The organism is Bizionia myxarmorum, from assembly GCF_008086205.1.
GTDB classification, from domain to species: domain Bacteria; phylum Bacteroidota; class Bacteroidia; order Flavobacteriales; family Flavobacteriaceae; genus Algorimicrobium; species Algorimicrobium myxarmorum.
This window is the reverse complement of the sequence record NZ_VSKK01000001.1, coordinates 591,791-611,153: the sequence shown is the minus strand read 5'-3', so window position 1 is coordinate 611,153 and position 19,363 is coordinate 591,791. Positions and strand designations below refer to the sequence as shown.

Genomic DNA, 19,363 nt, shown 5'->3' with positions numbered 1-19,363 from the left:
ATGTTAGAAATTATAACCAAAACCTTTCAAGAATTAACAACCGTAGAGCTTTACCAGGTATTACAATTACGAAGCGAAGTTTTTGTAGTAGAACAAAATTGCGTTTACCAAGATGTGGATGGAAAAGATGAGAGAGCCTTGCATGTGTTAGGTTTTAAAAATAACAAGCTTGTAGCTTACACACGTATTTTTAAACCGGGTTTTTATTTTGATGAAGCGAGCATTGGCCGTGTGGTTGTTCAAGAAAACGAGCGAAAACATCAATATGGTTATGATATTATGAAGGCTTCTATTGAGGCAATAAAAACTACTTATAACGAAACCACTATAAAGATTTCGGCGCAAACCTATTTAAAAAAATTCTATAATAATTTAGGCTTTCAGGAAGTTGGTGAAGGTTATTTAGAAGATGGTATTCCACATATTGGAATGCTTAAAAACTAATCGGCGGCACCAACATAAGTAACCAAAATTTCCACACGTCTATCATATTTGGGTTCGCCACCTAATGGAAATTTACGGCGCATGCCTACATATTTCATTCGGCGCTTATCTACACCTTTTTTCTCTAAATAATCATAGATATATTTAGCTCTGGCAGCCGATAAATTTTGCTTGTTAGTGCGTCTGTCAACAGCATCGCGGCCATTTTGGGTACAGCAAACATGTCCTTGAATAGTGAAGTAAATATCTTCACGTTCAATTAGTGTTTCAGCTATTTTTTGAAGTGTTTTTTTAGATTCAGGCAGCAGCGTACTGTATCCGGTATTAAACAACATGTTTTCTAGTAAAAACTTATCGCCAGCTTTGACATCCCCTTTTATAGCTTCTGAAAATTCTTTGGGTTTCGGTTTTACTAAATCGGCTTCAGTTCGTGGCGGAGAATAGGGTTGCACGCGGATTTCTACCTTGCGGTTTAAACCACGAATTTTTGCCACATCTTCTTCATCAACCACTTTTAATAATACTTCACCTTTACCATCCACATTGGTGATTCTAGTTTCATCAAATTCATTATTAGAAAAAATGGTTTTAATAGAATTGGCGCGGTATTGTGAAAGTCTTAAATTATAATTTTTAGATCCGGTATCATCGCAAAACCCGTAAATGGATATTTTTTCAATGTCTAAAGATTCAATTTCGGAAAGGAATAAAAGCAAGCGACTTTCTTCTGTTGGTAAAACAATATATTGATCTGTTTCAAAAAAGACAATATGCCTGCGCTCTTCTTGAGAAAAAAGCCAGTTAAAACCAATAAGAAAAAGGAGTAATAATCGCGTTTTCATGAATTATTAGGGCAAACAAAGCTCAATATATTCAAATTATCTTAAATATCCATTATAAGTGCTTGAATTAGACAATATTGTAGCTGCTTTTTTAATCTCTAAATTATGAACTTTATAGTAATCATACAAACCTTCACGGTACACATATCGCTTTACAATTTCATCGGTTAGTATAGTTAATAAGTCTTCTTTATTCTCATCAATGGCTAATGCTTTTGAATTGTTTAAATTATCAACCAAAGCTTTATAGTCTTTTTGAATATTATCATCCAATTTCTCCTTCTCAGCGCTTTTAAGGACCTCTGTCAAAGCTTTTTCAGTCTCGGTTATGAAGTTGAAGTTATTAGCTTTCAAATAGCTTTTAAAGGCGTCAAAATCGCCAGTTGTTAGTTCAAAATCCGTCACATTTAAATCGGGATGCTTGTAATAATATTCAGTAGCATAATCAAAAATCAAGAAATCGTTTGTAATGGCATTAGTAATGGATGAATTTTCAGTAACATTCAAGCGTTCATCTGGCAATACGCCGCCACCATCAAAAACCTTGCGGCCATTTTTAGTTTTAAATTCATTGTATTTATCTTTTTCAATACGTACCGCATTGCCATCTTTATCTCGATGCACATAATCTAATGCTTGAATACAACGGCCTGAAGGCGTATAATAACGCGAAATAGTAATTTTAAGCTGCGTACCATAGGATAATGGTTTTGGGCGCTGTACTAAACCTTTTCCAAAACTTCTTGATCCAACAATTACCGCACGATCTAAATCTTGTAAAGAACCTGAAACAATTTCGCTGGCCGATGCGCTGCTGCCATTAATTAAAACAACTAATGGAATAGCTGTATCTATCGGATCTTTTTGTGTGTAATATTCGCGGTTGTATTTTTTAACTTTGGATTTGGTAGTCACGACCAATTGCCCTTTTGGAATAAATAAATTTACCACGTTTACAGCTTCTAATAACAAGCCACCTGGATTACCCCGTAAATCTAAAATAATGCGTTGCGCACCTTGGGCTTTTAAATCGCGCAGCGCATAACCTGTTTGTTGTGATGCTTTATTATTGAATTTATCCAGAACAATATAACCTGTTTTATCATCCACCATAGAGAAATGAGGCACGGCATCTATTTCAATTTCTGATCGGATAATTTTAGTCGTAAACTCTTTGCCTTGACGTAAATAAGTGACGTTTACTTGGGTGCCGTTTGTTCCTTTTAATAAATCGCCAGCATCATCTTTATAATTGGCAATAACGGTGTTTTCAATTTTTATTATTTCATCACCAGCTTTAAGTCCGGCTTTGTCTGCAGGATAATTTTTATAAGGCTCAATAATAACAAGCTTATCTTTCATGGTGCGCACGTTAGCACCAATGCCTGTATAATCGCCTGTTCTTCTAATTTTTTCAGCTTCAACATCTTGTTCGTTGTAAAACTGTGTGTAAGGATCCAAATCTTTTAGCATGCTTTTAATGGCGGTATCCATCAATTCAGCAGGGTTGGTTTCATCCACATAATTCATATTAATTTCTTTATATAAAGTGGTGAAGATTTCAATTTGCTTCGCGATTTCAAAAAAGTCATTTTGAAAAGCGGAACCCGTTATAAAAACAGTAAGCGCAAAAAAGGGGATAAGAATGCGCTTTTTAAGTAGTTTTTTCATCAATAGTTTGTTTAGGCGTGACGTTTGTAAACTTTTTAAACAGCTTGTTCATAGACTGTTCAACATGGTTGTAGGTTGGTTTTGTGTTACCAATGTACAAAATCATAAACGCATAAGGTGTTGTAATGTTGTTAAAATAGGTGGTTTTGTTTAAGCGATATGCTTCACGCATGAGGCGTTTTATCCGATTTCTATCTACTGCTTTTTTGAAATATTTTTTGGAAACAGAAACACCGGTTTTAAAGGGAACATGATCTTCAAAGATCGTTTCCAAATAAACCATACGAAACGGATACACAGACACCGATTTGCCTTCTGTAAAGAGTTGGTCAATCAGTTTTTTGCTTTTTAATTTTTCGTGTTTATTATACGTTTTATCCATGCGTTTTCAAAGGTACAAATTAAGCATAAAAAAAGCTGCTTTTATAACGAAAGCAGCTTTTTGAAATGGTATAAAAAATTTTATTTTTCCATTGTGTTATTATCTCTATCAATATCGGCCATTCCTTTTGCTGGATCAATTTCAACAGATTTCACCGTTTTAGAAACTTCAAATGTATAAGTTGGGAAAGCCCAAGCCCAATCTGCAATAATGGTAGCCGTTGTGGGTTTAGATCCACGCATCATACGCAACGGAATGTAGAAATTTTCTGATGTACCATCTGTATAAGTTACGGTAATGTCTATAGGCATTGGCATTAAACCAATACGCGCTAACGAAACAGTTTTACCGGCAATATCAGTTACAGCATAATCAATCGTGTTCGTTGTTTGTGCAAAATCCATTAAATACCAATCTAATTCAAAATCGGTCACCTTTTCAGCCGTGCGGATGAAATCCATAGGTGTTGGATGTTTGAAAGCAAAATCAGTATAGAATTTTTTAATGGTTGTTTTTAAATTTTCTTCACCAATAACATAGCCTAATTGCTCTAAAAACACAGAACCTTTGCTGTAAGCTTGAATTCCATAAACTTGGTTATAGACATAACGGTCCGCATGTGTTGTTAAAGGTTGCTCTTTATCAGATTTAGCTAAATAAATATAGCTTCTGTACGCACTTTCTGTTGGATTTGCTTTGTTTTGGTTCATGACTTCATTCATAGCATAATCACTAATATAACTGGTGAAACCTTCATCCATCCATTCGTGTTTCAACTCATTAAAAGCTAGTAAAAACTGAAACCATGTATGTGCTAATTCGTGTGCTGTAACGCCCACTAAACTACCTAAAGAACGTTTTCCTGTAATTAAAGTTCCCATAGCATATTCCATTCCGCCATCGCCACCTTGAATTACTGAATATTGCTTATAAGGATACTCGCCAATTTGCTCACTGAAATACTGCATTAAGGCTACCGTTTTTGGCTGTAGCTTTTTCCAATCTGCTTTTTGATCATCAGATAGGGTATTTTTATAGTAAAAATTTAAAATAGGGCCATCTGGAACTTGCATGGTATCATGAATATAATCAGGATCTGCTGCCCACATAAAATCGTGAACTCTTGGTGCTATAAAATGTATTGTTTTTTTATTCCCGTTTGTTTTAACAGGTTCTTGCTGATAACCTGTTCCAGCTACAACATAATCTTTATCAATAGTTAATTTTACATCAAAATCTCCCCAAACGCCATGAAATTCACGACCAATATAAGGATCTGCATGCCAACCTTCAAAATCATATTCAGCTAATTTTGGATACCATTGTGTCATAGATAATGCCACATCTTCTGAACTATTACGCCCAGAACGACGAATTTGAACTGGTACTTGTCCGTCAAAATCCATATCAAAAGTTACGGATTCTCCTGGCTGAATAGCTTTGGCTAATTGCACTTCTAAAACAGTTCCTACCGTTTTATGATTTAAAGTCGTTCCGTTTTGTTTTAAAGAATTCACTTTTACATAGCCAATTTCATTCGGTTTAAGTTTACTAATTCTATCACCTACACGACCATCTGGATCGGAAATAGTTCTAGAACGTACATCCATTTCACTACCTGGCTGAAAAGCGTTGAAGTATAAATGATAATAAACGCGTTTTAAAACATCTGGTGAATTATTCGTGTAAACTAATTTCTGTTTTCCTTGATATTGATAGGATTCCACATCCATATCAACTTCCATTTTGTAATCTACATGTTGTTGCCAATAGTACGAATTGTCTGATTTAGTTACAGATTTCTGCGTGTCCATTTGGCTCGCCGTACCGCAAGCGAGTAAAAGGCTTAAACAGCAAATAGAGAATAGGAGTTTTTTCATAATAAGTAAAATTTAAGTAAAAAAAATCCCATCATTTAAGTGATGAGATTTTTTTCGATTTATAAGAAATTATTTCATTTGGCTCGCCATAATTAGGGCGTTGTAAGCATTTACCATTTTAGCTGATTTTGTTAATTCACTAAAAGGTCTAACATCCGTCGCATCACCACCAACAACTACTTTAGTCATAACAGGAATACCTGAATCTAAAATAACTTGTTTAACCTGCGCCGCAGTTAATTTTGGATAGTATGAGCGAACTAAAGCAACAACTCCAGCAACAGCAGGAGCAGCCATAGACGTTCCACCTTTAGTATCATATTCGTTTTCTGGAGTTGTAGAATATATTTTAGCGCCTGGGGCAAAAACATCTACATTAATTTTTCCGTAGTTAGAAAATCCAGCAATCATACTTGGACCATATTTAGGCTCTAAAGCACCTACTGTAATAAAGGTTTTAGAAACTTCAGTACCAGTTCCAATGGCATCATTTGGATAAACATCTTTCGTATCAATATCAATACCTTCGTTTCCGGCAGCATTGACAAAAATCACATCATTATCACTTGCATACGCAATAGCATCACGTACCCAATCACTGTGTGGCGAGTAGTATTTACCGAAACTTCCGTTGATAACTTTAGCACCATTATCTACTGCATAACGAATAGCTAATGCAATATCCTTATCGTACTCATCACCATTTGGTACAGCACGTAAGCTCATAATTTGAACATTATTAGCAACACCATTTGCACCTTTACCGTTATTACGCTCTGCAGCAATGATACCAGCAACATGCGTTCCGTGACTTTCATCTTTTTGAGATGGCATAACGTTTCCGTTTCCGTAACCTACATCGGTTAAATCATCGGGATTATCACCGGTAGTTCTACCTTTTAAGTCTTTATTTAAATTAACATTTACTTGATCTGAAAAGTAGGTAACACCTTCTTTTATAGCAGATAAAGCAGCTGTAGACGAATCTAAACCGTTAGCATACATGTTTTGTAACATGGCAGCTGCTTGTTTAACGTCTGCTTTGTCTGTATCAATAGCAGCAACTTCTTCTTTAGTATATTCTTTTTTACCTAAATGTTTAGAGATGGTTTCATCAGCACTTTGAACCATTTCGTAAATTTGGTCATAACGTTGCTTGTTTGCTAAAGCTTCTTGATATTTTTCATCATATTCCGCTACAGCAGCTGCGTATTGTGGATTAGACTCATCACCTTTAGCAATGATTCTTACAAATTCCAATTGCTCATCATAAGCATCTCCTAAAAAGTTCCAGCCGTGAATATCATCAATATAACCGTTGTTATCATCATCAATGCCGTTTCCAGGAATTTCCTTTTTGTTTGTCCAAAGCACACCGTTTAAATCTTCGTGCTCAATATCAATACCCGAATCGATAACCGCAACAATTACGATTTCGCCTTTTTTGTTTTTTATAATTTCAGCATACGCTTTGTCAACACTCATACCAGGAATAGTGTCCTTCACTAGGTCTAAGTGACCCCAATTGTGTTTTTCAGCTTCTGTAAGTTCGCTGATTTTTAAAGGAACCATGTCAATATTTTCTATAGGTGTCGATAAAATTTCGGCACCACTACCACAGCTGGTCATTACTGCAGCAATTCCCGCTGTAAATACAAAGGATTTAATTAATTTCATTTTAAAATATAAGTTTAGTTAAAAATTTCTTTACAGCTATAAACGTCTTGTAATCGCACGCCTTTTACTGTGTTTTTTACTGTAATTATTTCATTATGTGCGTCGTGTTCCAAAAATAGGTAATAATTATTATCTGCTGCCATTTTCAGAAATTTTTCTTTTTCGTCCAATGTGAGCAAAGGCCTTGTATCATAGCCCATTACAAAAGGTAATGGTAAGTGTCCAACGGTTGGCAATAAATCGGCCATAAAACAAATAGTTTTTCCTTTGTAATTAATCATGGGAATCATTTGTTTATCTGTGTGGCCATTGGCGTAAAAAATATCAAAACCCAGTTCGGATTTATGTTGCATGTCGGCATTTGGAACATCGGTAAACTTGAGTTGTCCGCTTTTTTTAATAGGCAAAATGTTTTCTTCTAAAAATGAAGCTTTCTCACGGTTATTGGGTTGTGTTGCCCATTGCCAATGGTCTTTATTACTCCAATAATGTGCATTTTTAAAAGCGGGCTCGTAATCCGTTCGGTCTTTATTCCATTGAATGCTGCCACCACAATGATCAAAATGTAAATGTGTCATAAAAACATCTGTAATATCATCCCGATGAAAACCGTGTTGTTTTAGCGATTTATCAATAGAATCATCACCCCATAAATAGTAATATCCAAAAAATTTATCGTTTTGCTTATCGCCCATGCCTGTATCAATTAACGTTAATTTATCGCCATCTTCAATAAGCATGCAACGGGCTGCAATATCAATCATATTGTTAGCATCTGCTGGATTAGTACGTTGCCAAAGTGATTTAGGAACCACGCCAAACATAGCACCACCATCCAATTTAAAATTTCCAGAATTTATAGGATATAATTTCATATCTGTGCAAATTACGAATTCATGCCATATTTCTGAAAAATTTAGTGGGATATTAGATGTTTTTTAACATTTTGAAAACTGAAGAAGGTAGCCAAATTATTTGCTGCTGTGGAAATTTAAATTAAATTTATAAAAAGCTTACTATGAAAACTCCGGATGCACTGAAAATTAGAAAAATGGATTTACTTCGTTTTGGACGTGATTTTAAACCCGATGATGAGGTCATTTTAAGAGATTATTTAGCCATTGAACGCACCCGATTGGCAAACGAACGTACCTTATTATCCTATATTCGATCTTCGCTTTATTTACTTTTAGGAGGCATTGCTTTCTTACAATTGGAAGGGTTTCCAAACTTTAAATATTTATCGTTATTATCATTAGTATTTAGTGCGCTCTTCTTTGTAATCGGTGTCTATCGCTTTGTTTTATTGAAAAGAAGCTTAAAGCATTTATTTTATAATTCCGAAAACAAAAATAATTCTTAATTTATTAATTAGAAATAACTAATACGCTTCCCTATGAGTTTAAGTCTCATGATTACGTTTGCTATTATTTTAATTGGGGTCTTTCTATTTGTAAAAGATTATTTCTCTATTGATACCACGTCCATATTAATTATGGCACTCTTTATTGTGTCGGGCGTACTTAATCCTGAAGAAGGTTTTTCAGGTTTTAACCATCCGGCTACAATTACATTAGGTTGTATTTTTGTGGTGAGTGGCGGCGTTTTTCATTCGGGAATTCTAGACGGATTGAGTTATAAGATTATAAAACTCGCCAAAATCCATTATATCGTGGCCTTGGTGGTTTTCTGTGTCATTACTGCCTTATTTTCTGCTTTTATTAATGATACAGCTGTTGTAGCACTTATGTTACCTATAGCTTTAACGGTGTGTAGGGAAACAGGAATTAGTCCTGCAAAATTACTGATGCCGATTTCATTTGCTGCGCTTTTTGGTGGTACGTGTACGCTTATAGGAACTTCTACAAATATTCTAGTTAGCAGTTATGCCAAACAATATGGCTTGGAACCTTTTGGAATGTTCGAGTTTAGCCAAGCCGCACTATGCTTATTAGTTATTGGTTTTCTGTACATGTTTTTTATTGCGCCTTTTTTACTTCCTAAAAATAAAAAACCCAATGCATTAACTCATGCCGCCAAGCAATACATTACTGAACTTTTGGTGGCTGAAGACTGCAGTGATATTGGTAAATTTATTAAAGATGCTAAACTAACTAATGACTATAAAATTTCGGTTTTATCAATTTTAAGAGGCTCTCAATTAATGCATGAATTAAAACCAGAGACAACTATTAGAGAAGGTGATATTTTAAAAGTCATGATGCCCCCACAAACCATTAACCGTTTATTAGATATAAAAGGTTATCATGTAGAAGGGAGTAAGCGCATTAAAACAGCGGAAGACAGCGCTGACGCTTACCATATTTATGAAGTTATTATTCCTTTTGGCTCCCGTTTAGCTGGAGGATCTTTAAAATCCATGCGTTTTACACGTACTTATAACATGTCAGTTTTAGCCATTCGTCAACGTGGGGATGTTTTATTAGATAAATTAACATCTGTAAAATTGCTAGAAGGCGATATGCTACTCGTTTTAGGTAATAAAACGGATTTAGAAAATTTGGAAAATCAGAAGTTGGTAGTTAAACTTTCAGACTATGAAAAGAAACAAACCAATTATAAAAAAGCTATTCCGGCCGTTTTAATTGGAGTAGGCGTTATATTGGCGGCGTCCTTAAACCTAACAACCATTCTAATAAGTGCTATGATTGGTGCTTTATTGATGGTATTAACAGGGATTTTAAAACCTAAAGAAGCGTATCAAGCTGTAGAATGGAAGGTGATTTTTATGATGGCGGGTGTACTTTCAATGGGAACAGCCCTAGAAAAAACGGGTGGTGCCACATTAATTGCAGATGTTATTCAAAAAGGCTTCGGACAATATGATGCGCATATTACTTTAAGTTTATTGTATTTGGTAACCTTTATTTCCACCAACTTAATTTCTAGTAAAGCCACTGCTGCGTTAATGACGCCTGTTGTAATTAGTTTAGCGGCTATTATGGAAGTTAGTGAAAGACCGTTTTTGGTGGCCATTATGTTTGCCTGTTCCTTAACGTTTATGACACCTATGAGCTACCCAACGAATACTATGGTTTATGCACCAGGAAATTATAAGTTCACCGATTTTTTAAAAGTTGGTACCCCCTTAAATATTATTATTTGGGCGGCAGCATCCTTTATAATTCCCTATTTTTTCCCATTTTAAAGCGTTTTATTTGAATTTAGCGCGTCCAATCTTTAAAAATTACTTTATCGTAAAATAAAAAACCTTATTTTACCAAAAAATTTGAAATACAAAAGCCGTATTTAGAAAATTACCGATTAAAAAGAAGTCGCATTTCATAGATTTTACTGTGAGCTAGCATTATTTTTTTGTTAGGTTTTGGGTTTAAACCGACCATCTTTATACGAAAAAACCAATCCTTATATGTTAGAACTCGGTGGTATTATTATTTTAGGAATTTTAGCCCAGTGGGTAGCGTGGAAATTAAAAATTCCAGCTATTTTACCTTTAATCCTAATAGGTTTATTGGTAGGTCCAATTGCTCAAGAATTTTTAAGTGCCGATGGTACTAAATGGATTGAACCGCGATGGAATGGAGAAGAAGGTTTATTTCCCGGCGAAAGTTTATTTTACTTCGTATCCTTGGCTATTAGTATTATTCTTTTTGAGGGTGGATTAACCTTACGCATGGGTGAAATTAAAAATGTGGGTCCTGCTATTACTAAATTAATTACTATTGGTTCTATAGTCACGTTTTTCGGTGCCTCTGTTGCCGCACACTATATCTTTTATTTAAGTTGGGAAATTTCGTTTTTATTTTCGGCCTTAATTATTGTTACTGGACCAACGGTTATCACGCCAATTTTGAGAAATATTCCTTTAAAAAAGGATGTTTCGGCTGTTTTAAAGTGGGAAGGAATTCTAATTGATCCTATTGGTGCATTAGTAGCCGTTTTGGTTTTTGAATTTATCAGTGTAGATGCCGGTGGCGAATACACCAAAACTGCTTTTATAGAGTTTGGTAAAATTGTTCTGTTTGGCTTTACCTTCGGATTTACCTTTGCACATGCTCTTAATTTTATTATGAATAGAAAATGGATACCTCATTATTTAATGAATGTATTCGCTTTAGCGGCCGTTTTAGGGGTTTTTATCCTTTCTGATATATTTGCTCATGAATCAGGACTTCTAGCCGTAGTGGTTATGGGTATGGTTTTAGGTAACTCCAATTCACCCTATTTAAAAGAGCTTTTATACTTTAAAGAATCATTGAGTATTTTGTTAATATCTATTCTCTTTATTCTATTGGCAGCCAATATTAATTATCAAGAACTGTTATTAATTTTTAATTGGAATACGGTGCTTCTTTTTACAATTGTGGTATTTGTGTTGAGGCCAATTGGCGTATTTTTAAGTACACATGGTTCAAATTTAGAACTCAACGAAAAACTCTTCATTAGTTGGGTTGGACCTCGTGGGATTGTGGCCGCGGGTATTGCGTCCTTATTTGGCTTAAAATTAGCTAGTGATGGTGTTGAAGGAGCCGAATATATTACACCTTTAGTATTTATGATTGTTTTAGGAACCGTCTTATTAAACGCTACTACGGCCAGATGGATTGCTAAATTGGTGGGTGTATTTTTAACCAAATCTGAAGGAGTTTTAATAGTTGGAGCGTCTAAAGTTTCTAGACTACTCGGACATTATTTAGAAACACATGGAAGACATGTGGTGCTCATTGATAGTAACCAAAATAACGTTGCAAAAGCTAAAGAATTAGGCCTTGAAGCTATTAACACCAACATATACTCCGATAAACTCATGGATAATATTGAATTGAGTGATATGGGTTATGTAATGGCTTTAACGGGAAGTTCTGATATTAATAAATACGCCATTAGTAAATTTGGTAAGCAATATGGTGAAAATGGTACGTTTAGACTCTTAACGGCTACAGAAGCACTAGAATCCGATATTACTCCTGGTGAAGGTTTGTTTTCACATACTACGGATTATAGTACTTTGGTTATGGTAACCAATAAATATCCATCTATTCAGGAGGTTAAATTGGAAAGTAGAGCACATTACGAAGAATTAATTGAAATAGCCAAAAATGATGGCGAAATCATTCCGCTATTTATTAAAGATACCAATGAGGAGTTGTACATTATTGGATCTGAAAAATTAGATTTAGATGAGATTCGAGTCGATTGGGAATTGGTCTATTTAGGCAAACCTATGGATATAGAAAAGCTTAAAAACAATGTGAAAGAACAGTTAACTCAATAGAAGAAATTTGATATTAAAGTATTTTTAACCGGAAGAATTTTAATAAGAAAAGCACGCTATTCAGTGTGCTTTTTTGTGCTGTTCAATATGGATTTTATTTAGAACCGCATATTACTTTGTCACGCCATATTTATAAAATAAGCTTAAAAGCATAAAGCACGTTGATGGCGTGCTTTATAATAGAATAGCTTGATTTGTTGTAATTGAATAAGACTCGTTGATTGAGCTATGAGACCCCTACCTGCGCAGGAGTTTAGTCATTTAACTTTAAAACCGCCATAAATGCTTGCTGTGGTATTTCTACATTACCAACTTGACGCATTTTCTTCTTACCTTTTTTCTGTTTTTCTAAAAGCTTACGCTTTCTAGAAATATCACCACCATAACATTTGGCGGTTACATCTTTTCGAAGTGCTTTAATAGTTTCCCGCGCAATAATTTTGGCGCCAATAGCAGCTTGAATTGGAATGTCAAACTGTTGTCTTGGTATTAATTCGCGTAATTTCTCTGTTATTTTTTTACCGATACTATAGGCATTATCAGCATGAATTAAAGCGGATAGTGCATCCACTAATTGCGCATTCAATAAAATATCTACACGTACCAATTTAGAAGCGCGCATGCCTGTTGGTGAATAATCAAAAGAAGCATAGCCTTTAGAAACCGTTTTTAAACGATCGTAAAAATCGAAAACAATTTCAGCCAAAGGCATATCAAACGTCAACTCCACACGTTCGGTAGTTAAGTAGGTTTGATTGGTTATAATACCACGCTTATCAATACATAAAGACATGACGTTACCAACAAATTCGGCTTTTGTAATAATGGTTGCCTTAATAAATGGTTCTTCCACACGGTTTAAATAGGAAGGATCAGGCAAATCACTTGGGTTATTTACAATAATAACTTGATCTGGATGCTTATTAGAAAACGCATGGTAAGACACGTTAGGAACCGTTGTAATAACCGTCATATCAAACTCGCGTTCTAGACGTTCTTGGATAATTTCCAAGTGTAGCATGCCTAAAAACCCGCATCGGAAACCGAAACCTAAAGCAGCTGAACTTTCTGGTAAAAACACTAATGAGGCATCATTAAGTTGCAGTTTTTCCATGGAAGCGCGTAGGTCTTCATAATCTTCAGTATCTACAGGATAAATTCCTGCAAAAACCATAGGCTTAACATCTTCGAATCCACTAACTGCGTTTGTAGTTGGATTTTTAGCATCAGTAATGGTATCCCCAACTTTCACTTCCTTGGCTTCTTTAATACCTGTAATAAGGTATCCAACATCACCAGCTTTTATTTCTTTTCTAGGAAATTGCTTGAGGCGTAAAGTGCCTACTTCATCCGCATAATAGGTATTTCCTGTAGCAATAAATTTTATATGCTGTCCTTTTTTAATAGAGCCATTAATAACTCTAAAGTAGGTTTCAACACCACGAAAGGGGTTGTAAACCGAATCGAAAATTAAAGCTTGAAGCGGTTCATCAACATTACCTTTTGGTGGTGGAACGCGTTCAATAATAGCTGTTAAAATTTCTTCAATACCAATACCCGTTTTTGCACTTGCAGGAATAATATCAGATCTATCACAACCTAATAAATCCACTATATCATCCATCACTTCTTCCGGATTGGCGCTTGGTAAATCAATTTTATTAAGAACAGGAATAATCTCTAAATCGTTTTCTAAAGCTAAATATAAGTTAGAAATAGTTTGGGCTTGAATACTTTGAGCCGCATCTACAATCAGCAAGGCACCTTCACAAGCGGCAATAGATCGTGAAACTTCATAAGAAAAATCTACGTGGCCTGGTGTGTCAATTAAGTTTAAAACATATTCTTCACCTTTATAGGTGTAATCCATTTGAATGGCGTGCGATTTGATTGTAATCCCACGTTCGCGCTCCAAATCCATGCTGTCCAATAGCTGATTTTGTTTTTCACGTTCTGTTACTGTTCCCGTAAAATCCAATAATCTATCAGCCAAAGTACTTTTACCATGATCAATATGTGCAATAATGCAAAAATTTCTAATGTGCTTCATAACCTGTTGTCTAGCATTATAACTAATTAGCAAATATAATTGTTTTATTACGCTTTAATTATTTCTAACTAACAATCTTAATTTATTTTATTTACGGGGAAACCGTAATTTTTAGAAGAAAACTATTTTTATATTGCACTTCCAAATTTTTCATGAATGAAAACCAAGCATTTACAAGCCTTTCTATTTTTTACTTTGTTCTTTTCTTTTTCTGCAATGGCACAAAATTTTGAAGTTTCTGGAAAAATAATCGACCAACAAAATCAACCGGTTGCTTATGCCAACATCGTTTTGCTTTCAGTTTCAGATTCAACAGCTGTAAGAGGAACAACGTCTTTAGATTCAGGATTTTTTAAAATCACCAATGTTTCTAACGAAAAATACATTGTTCAAATCAGTTTTGTAGGTTTTAAAGATGTGTTATTGCCTATTCATGTTGAGAATTCAGATTTAGTACTTGAAACAATTACCATAGAAGAATCTGCGGAAGCGCTTAACGAAATATCCCTAATTGCTAAAAAACCCACACTTAAAAAGGAAGTAGATCGTCTTGTTTTTAATGTGGCGAATACAGCTTTAAGTGCTGGAAATATGAAGGATGTTTTAAGAAGCACGCCCAGCGTTTTAATTCTTGGTAATAGTTTAACGGTTAGAAATGCGGCGCCTACCGTTTATATTAACGACCGAAAAATACATCTTTCTGATTCTGAATTACTTCAATTATTAGAAGGTACGCCTGCCAATTCCATCAAATCTATTGAAGTTATTACGAATCCGTCGGCAAAATATGATGCAGAATCTGGCGTCGTTTTAAATATTGTAATGAGTAAAAATTTGGCAACCGGTTACAACGGATCTGTTTTTGCCAATTTCACACAAGGAACTTACGCACGTTATAATGCGGGTTTTTCTAATTTTTATAAAACCGAAAAAATAAACGTTTTTGCCAGCTATAGTTATAACGATGCTAAAATAGCGCGAGCAAGTAATGAGCTTGTTAATTACCGAGATATTTCTGGAATAACGGAACGTTGGGTTTCAGATATTGATAGAACAACCTGGTCTAAAACCCATACTTTAAATACCAATTTCGATTATTTTATTAATGATAAAAACACCTTGAGTTTTTCAGCGAACTTGCTGTACCTTCCAGACTATAAATATATCACCAAAGGACATACGGATGTTTTTGATCCTGCTTATAATCGACTATATAATTTCACCACTAAAAACAAATCGGATGACGATAAATATAACTTCGGCTTTGATTTAGATTACAGTCTTAATTTTGAAAATGGTAGCAGTTTATCCTTAAACACCCATTTAACAACCTATGACTATTATCGCGATCAAAGTGTAAGAAGTCAGTATTTTGATGTAAATAATAGCTTTGATTTTCTGAATTTATTCAACACCCAATCAGACCAAAACACCTTGATTAATACGGTTCAAGCAGATTATAGTTTACCACTTTCCGATTCGTCTTCATTTACCACAGGTGCAAAAGCATCTTTTGTAAATACGGATAGCGCCTTGAATCAGTATAATTTAAATTCGGGGATTTCAATATTTGATGCCGCCAATTCCAATGCTTTTGAATATTATGAAAGTGTATTTGCAGCTTATGCCAGTTATGAAAATGATTGGGATAAATGGAGTTTAAGTTTCGGTTTACGTTTAGAGCAAACGGATACGGAGGGGAAATCCGTCGTGACTAACAGTATTATAAAGCAAGATTATTTTGATTGGTTTCCTACGGCTAATATTAGCTTTCAAGCTTCAGAAAAGATTAGCGTTTATTCCAACTACAAACGCAGCATAGAACGTCCAGATTTTCAATCTTTAAATCCGTTTAAATTTTATTTGAATGATAATACGATTGTAACAGGAAATCCCAATTTGCAACCCGCTATATCGGATCACTACGTTATAGGTATTTCATTAAATGATAGTTTCTTTGTTGAAGCTTATTATAAGGATACGCAATCTAGTTTTATGGAATTGCCGCTTCAGGATAATGCTAATAGTTTATTGGTTTATACGCCCACAAACTTGACAAAGACTGTTGAATATGGTTTCGATTTTGTAGCTATTTTTGATATAACATCGCGTTGGAACGTTTATGCTGTGACATCCTTTTTTAATTGGTCAGATAAAGCCACTATTAATAATTCTATTTTGGAAATGGACACCTGGTCCAACTATTCTGTATTAAGTAATTCCTTCACATTTTTGAAAGATAATAGTTTAACCGCCAATTTTTCAATGGTTTACATGAGCGACTACCAACAAGGTTTTCAAACAGTAGGTTCGCGATTAATTAGTGATTTAGCCATTAAAAAAACCATTTTAAATAAGAAAGGTTCGCTAACATTAGCGTTCGCCAATTTATTCAACACCCAGAACTACACCGTAAAATCACGTTATTTATATCAGGATAATGCCCGTTATTTAAATCAAGATGATCGGTACGTGAAATTAGGCTTTAGCTACAACTTTGGTAACACTGGATTAGAAACTAACCAACGTAACAAAGAACTTGAAGAGCGCGCCCGTTTGGAGAAGGGTGAGTAATTTCATATTAAATAACTAGGTGTTTAAAGCAGCTTATTGAAATTGAAAAAACCAGCAGAAAACGATGTTTACTTGTCCTTTGCTGGTTTTTTTAATAAGTAATTTTAGTTCACAATTTTTATAACATTCTGAATATTACTTCTGAAATTTTACTAACGTAAAATAGCAATCCTGTTAGTCTTGCCATTCCGCAATAAACAAATTCGTATCTCTTCCACCACCATTATTTCTATTTGAAGAAAAAATTAGTTTTTTACCATCGTTTGAAAAAACCGGAAATGCATCAAAAGTGGTACTGTGCGTAACGCGTTCTAAATTCTTACCATCTATATCAATTAAATACAGATTAAATGGGAAACCACGTTCAGATTCAAAATTAGAAGAGAATAAAACCTTTTTCCCATTAGGATGAAAAAACGGACTCCAATTGGCATTTCCTAAATTGGTTAATTGGCGTAAATCGCTACCATCTGCATTACAGATATATAATTCCATTTCAGTTGGTTGTACCAAACCTTCCGCTAATAAATCTTTGTATTCTTTAATTTCTTCTTCTGTTTTTGGTCGTGATGAACGGAAAATCAATTTGGTACCATCTGGTGAAAAGAAAGCGCCGCCGTCATAACCCAATTCAAAAGTAATTTGCTTTACATCAGTCCCATCAATATTCATGGTGTATAATTCTAAATCACCACTTCTATCAGACGTAAACACAATTTTATCACCTTTAGGCGAAACTGTTGGCTCGGCATCATAACCTTTTTCGTTGGTTAATTGCGCCGTGATATTACCTTCTAAATCGGCCACAAAAATGTCGTAAGTATCATAAATCGGCCAAATGTATTTGCCGTTTTTACGCAAAGGCGTTTCCGGGCAATCGTTATCCGCCAAATGTGTGGATGCGTAAATAATATGTTTATTATCTGGTAAAAAGTAGGCGCAGGTAGTCCTGCCTTTTCCGGTACTAACCATTGGTGGTATGTTGTCTTTAAAAATTTCGTCCGCGTTCATTAAAAACATCTGATCGCAGTTAACATCCCATGCTGCGTTATTGGATTGAAATACCAGTTGTTTATCGTCAAAACTCCAATATGCTTCGGCATTATCACCACCAAACGTTATTTGTTTTAATGATTTAAAATGGACTTCTTCAGGATAAATTAAGGTATCAACCCATTTGGTTGCTCCAGATTCAGCATCTGGGTATGCAGTTTTATCATTTTTGCAAGAAACAGTTAAAAGAAGTAGAATAAAGAGGCTATAAAAAAGTGGTTTCATATTACGGTTGTAATAAATAATTGGCAATTATTGTTTAATTTCGTCAAAAATAACACTATTAATATGAAGAAAATAGCGCTACTCGCACTTTTTATATCGCTGTTAGGTTGTAAAAAGGATTACAAACACGAAAATAAAATGAAAGAAGACGTGGCTTTTCTAGCTGATGATAAGTTAGAAGGTCGCGAAACGGGTTCCAAAGGTGAAAAAGAAGCGGCTGCTTATATTGTAAAACGGTTTGAAGAAATTGGATTACAAGGTAAAGGCACCAACAACTTCTACCAAGCCTTTACGTTTAAACCTAAAACAGAGCCGCATGGTGATGTAGATTTTACTAAAAATAGTCAGGATAGCACCATTACAGGAACAAACGTTTTGGGATATATTGATAATAAAGCTGAAAACACTATCATTATTGGCGCGCATTATGATCATTTGGGTTATGGAGGCGAAGGTTCACTTTATAAAGGTGAAAAAGCTATTCATAACGGTGCCGATGATAACGCGAGTGGCGTGGCTGTAATGCTAGATTTAGCAGGAAAATTACAGAAAACAAATACGGCAAATAATTATTTGTTTATGGCTTTTTCTGGAGAAGAAATGGGTTTATTAGGTTCTAATTATTTCGCCAAAAACCCGACCGTTGATAGTAAAGCGGTTAGCTACATGATTAATATGGATATGGTAGGCCGTTTAAAACAAGACAGCACTTTAGCAGTTTATGGTACGGGAACATCACCTATTTTTAAACAAGTTTTAAGTTCTCATAATGATAAATTTAAATTAATTGAAAATGAATCTGGTGTAGGTCCAAGTGATCATACCTCATTTTATTTAATTGATATTCCTGTTTTACACTTTTTCACAGGTCAGCATGAAGATTATCACAAACCAGGTGATGATTCTGATAAGTTGAATTACGCTGGAATGGAAACGATTTCCGATTATATTTTTGATTTAATTACAGATTTAAACGACAACGGCAAATTAGCCTTCAGAAAAACCAAGAACGAAAGTGAAGAAACACCGCGTTTTAAAGTCGGATTAGGGGTTGTTCCCGATTATTTATATGATGGCGCAGGCATGAGAATTGATGGCGTTAGTGAAGATAAACCAGCCCAAAAAGCAGGTTTACTAAAAGGTGATGTGGTTATTAAATTAGGTGATAGCACCGTTACAAATATGATGAGTTATATGCGTGCTTTATCTGCTTTTGATACGGGCGATAGTACCAAAGTAACCGTAAAAAGAGATGGGAAACCACTGGAAGTTAATTTAAAATTTTAAAGATCATTTTTACCTGCATAT

At 34.8% G+C, this 19,363-nt stretch carries 14 protein-coding genes; 6 read left to right on the top strand and 8 right to left on the bottom strand.

Annotation, left to right across the window (positions count from 1 at the left end):
* Positions 1-444 carry a GNAT family N-acetyltransferase gene (locus tag ES674_RS02720; protein WP_148402446.1) on the top strand — a complete coding sequence of 148 codons (444 nt, stop codon included), beginning with the start codon at positions 1-3 and terminating at the stop codon, positions 442-444.
* Here ES674_RS02720 and ES674_RS02715 read toward each other — a convergent pair.
* The 6 genes from ES674_RS02715 to ES674_RS02690 all read right to left on the bottom strand — a co-directional run bounded on the left by ES674_RS02715 (position 441) and on the right by ES674_RS02690 (position 7,771).
* Positions 441-1,286 (bottom strand): OmpA family protein, encoded by an 846-nt coding sequence (locus ES674_RS02715; RefSeq protein ID WP_148402445.1) that lies wholly within the window; start codon positions 1,284-1,286, stop codon positions 441-443. The two genes, ES674_RS02720 and ES674_RS02715, sit on opposite strands and share 4 nt — an antisense overlap.
* A 36-nt stretch (positions 1,287-1,322) precedes the next feature.
* Positions 1,323-2,957, bottom strand: coding sequence for a S41 family peptidase (locus ES674_RS02710; RefSeq protein WP_148402444.1), 1,635 nt, complete (start codon positions 2,955-2,957; stop codon positions 1,323-1,325).
* On the bottom strand, positions 2,941-3,339 hold the full coding sequence (gene rnpA, locus ES674_RS02705; RefSeq protein WP_148402443.1) for a ribonuclease P protein component: 399 nt from the start codon (positions 3,337-3,339) through the stop codon (positions 2,941-2,943). The genes ES674_RS02710 and rnpA overlap by 17 nt, the downstream gene beginning before the upstream one ends.
* 80 nt (positions 3,340-3,419) lie before the next feature.
* Positions 3,420-5,219, bottom strand: a complete 1,800-nt coding sequence (locus ES674_RS02700) for a M1 family metallopeptidase (protein ID WP_148402442.1) — start codon at positions 5,217-5,219, stop codon at positions 3,420-3,422.
* A gap of 69 nt (positions 5,220-5,288) precedes the next feature.
* Positions 5,289-6,896, bottom strand: a complete 1,608-nt coding sequence (locus ES674_RS02695) for a S8 family peptidase (protein ID WP_148402441.1) — start codon at positions 6,894-6,896, stop codon at positions 5,289-5,291.
* Between the two features lie 14 nt (positions 6,897-6,910).
* Complete coding sequence (locus ES674_RS02690; RefSeq protein WP_148402440.1) at positions 6,911-7,771, bottom strand: MBL fold metallo-hydrolase; 861 nt, start codon at positions 7,769-7,771, stop codon at positions 6,911-6,913.
* A gap of 176 nt (positions 7,772-7,947) precedes the next feature.
* Between ES674_RS02690 and ES674_RS02685 the strand changes: the two genes are divergently transcribed.
* The 3 genes from ES674_RS02685 (at position 7,948) to ES674_RS02675 (ending at position 12,153) form a co-directional block, all read left to right on the top strand.
* Entirely contained in the window at positions 7,948-8,259 is a 312-nt protein-coding gene (locus tag ES674_RS02685; RefSeq protein WP_148403618.1) for a DUF202 domain-containing protein, read from the top strand.
* A 33-nt stretch (positions 8,260-8,292) separates the two neighbouring features.
* A complete protein-coding gene (locus ES674_RS02680; RefSeq protein ID WP_148402439.1) occupies positions 8,293-10,065 on the top strand; it encodes an SLC13 family permease in 1,773 nt (590 codons plus the stop codon).
* 222 nt (positions 10,066-10,287) lie between these two features.
* On the top strand, positions 10,288-12,153 hold the full coding sequence (locus ES674_RS02675; RefSeq protein ID WP_148402438.1) for a cation:proton antiporter: 1,866 nt from the start codon (positions 10,288-10,290) through the stop codon (positions 12,151-12,153).
* Between the two features lie 253 nt (positions 12,154-12,406).
* Here the strand turns inward: ES674_RS02675 and lepA are convergent, their stop codons facing one another.
* Positions 12,407-14,203 carry a translation elongation factor 4 gene (lepA, locus tag ES674_RS02670; protein ID WP_148402437.1) on the bottom strand — a complete coding sequence of 599 codons (1,797 nt, stop codon included), beginning with the start codon at positions 14,201-14,203 and terminating at the stop codon, positions 12,407-12,409.
* 156 nt (positions 14,204-14,359) lie between these two features.
* Between lepA and ES674_RS02665 the strand changes: the two genes are divergently transcribed.
* The gene (locus ES674_RS02665) at positions 14,360-16,777 is read left to right on the top strand and encodes an outer membrane beta-barrel family protein (protein ID WP_246125958.1); all 2,418 of its coding nucleotides are present in this window, start codon (positions 14,360-14,362) and stop codon (positions 16,775-16,777) included.
* A 174-nt stretch (positions 16,778-16,951) separates the two neighbouring features.
* Here the strand turns inward: ES674_RS02665 and ES674_RS02660 are convergent, their stop codons facing one another.
* Positions 16,952-18,055 carry a TolB-like translocation protein gene (locus ES674_RS02660; RefSeq protein ID WP_148402436.1) on the bottom strand — a complete coding sequence of 368 codons (1,104 nt, stop codon included), beginning with the start codon at positions 18,053-18,055 and terminating at the stop codon, positions 16,952-16,954.
* A gap of 63 nt (positions 18,056-18,118) precedes the next feature.
* Here ES674_RS02660 and ES674_RS02655 point away from each other — a divergent pair, with 63 nt between their 5' ends.
* Positions 18,119-19,342, top strand: coding sequence for a M28 family peptidase (locus ES674_RS02655; protein WP_148402435.1), 1,224 nt, complete (start codon positions 18,119-18,121; stop codon positions 19,340-19,342).
* Positions 19,343-19,363 lie beyond the last annotated feature (21 nt).

Coding starts and splice junctions, on each gene's coding strand:
- ES674_RS02700 (WP_148402442.1), bottom strand. CDS start 5,219: ATGAAAAAACTCCTATTCTCTATTTGCTGTTTAAGCCTTTTACTCGCT.
- ES674_RS02695 (WP_148402441.1), bottom strand. CDS start 6,896: ATGAAATTAATTAAATCCTTTGTATTTACAGCGGGAATTGCTGCAGTA.
- ES674_RS02680 (WP_148402439.1), top strand. CDS start 8,293: ATGAGTTTAAGTCTCATGATTACGTTTGCTATTATTTTAATTGGGGTC.
- rnpA (WP_148402443.1), bottom strand. CDS start 3,339: ATGGATAAAACGTATAATAAACACGAAAAATTAAAAAGCAAAAAACTG.
- ES674_RS02660 (WP_148402436.1), bottom strand. CDS start 18,055: ATGAAACCACTTTTTTATAGCCTCTTTATTCTACTTCTTTTAACTGTT.
- ES674_RS02655 (WP_148402435.1), top strand. CDS start 18,119: ATGAAGAAAATAGCGCTACTCGCACTTTTTATATCGCTGTTAGGTTGT.
- ES674_RS02690 (WP_148402440.1), bottom strand. CDS start 7,771: ATGAAATTATATCCTATAAATTCTGGAAATTTTAAATTGGATGGTGGT.
- ES674_RS02685 (WP_148403618.1), top strand. CDS start 7,948: ATGGATTTACTTCGTTTTGGACGTGATTTTAAACCCGATGATGAGGTC.
- ES674_RS02715 (WP_148402445.1), bottom strand. CDS start 1,286: ATGAAAACGCGATTATTACTCCTTTTTCTTATTGGTTTTAACTGGCTT.
- ES674_RS02675 (WP_148402438.1), top strand. CDS start 10,288: ATGTTAGAACTCGGTGGTATTATTATTTTAGGAATTTTAGCCCAGTGG.
- ES674_RS02710 (WP_148402444.1), bottom strand. CDS start 2,957: ATGAAAAAACTACTTAAAAAGCGCATTCTTATCCCCTTTTTTGCGCTT.
- ES674_RS02665 (WP_246125958.1), top strand. CDS start 14,360: ATGAAAACCAAGCATTTACAAGCCTTTCTATTTTTTACTTTGTTCTTT.
- lepA (WP_148402437.1), bottom strand. CDS start 14,203: ATGAAGCACATTAGAAATTTTTGCATTATTGCACATATTGATCATGGT.
- ES674_RS02720 (WP_148402446.1), top strand. CDS start 1: ATGTTAGAAATTATAACCAAAACCTTTCAAGAATTAACAACCGTAGAG.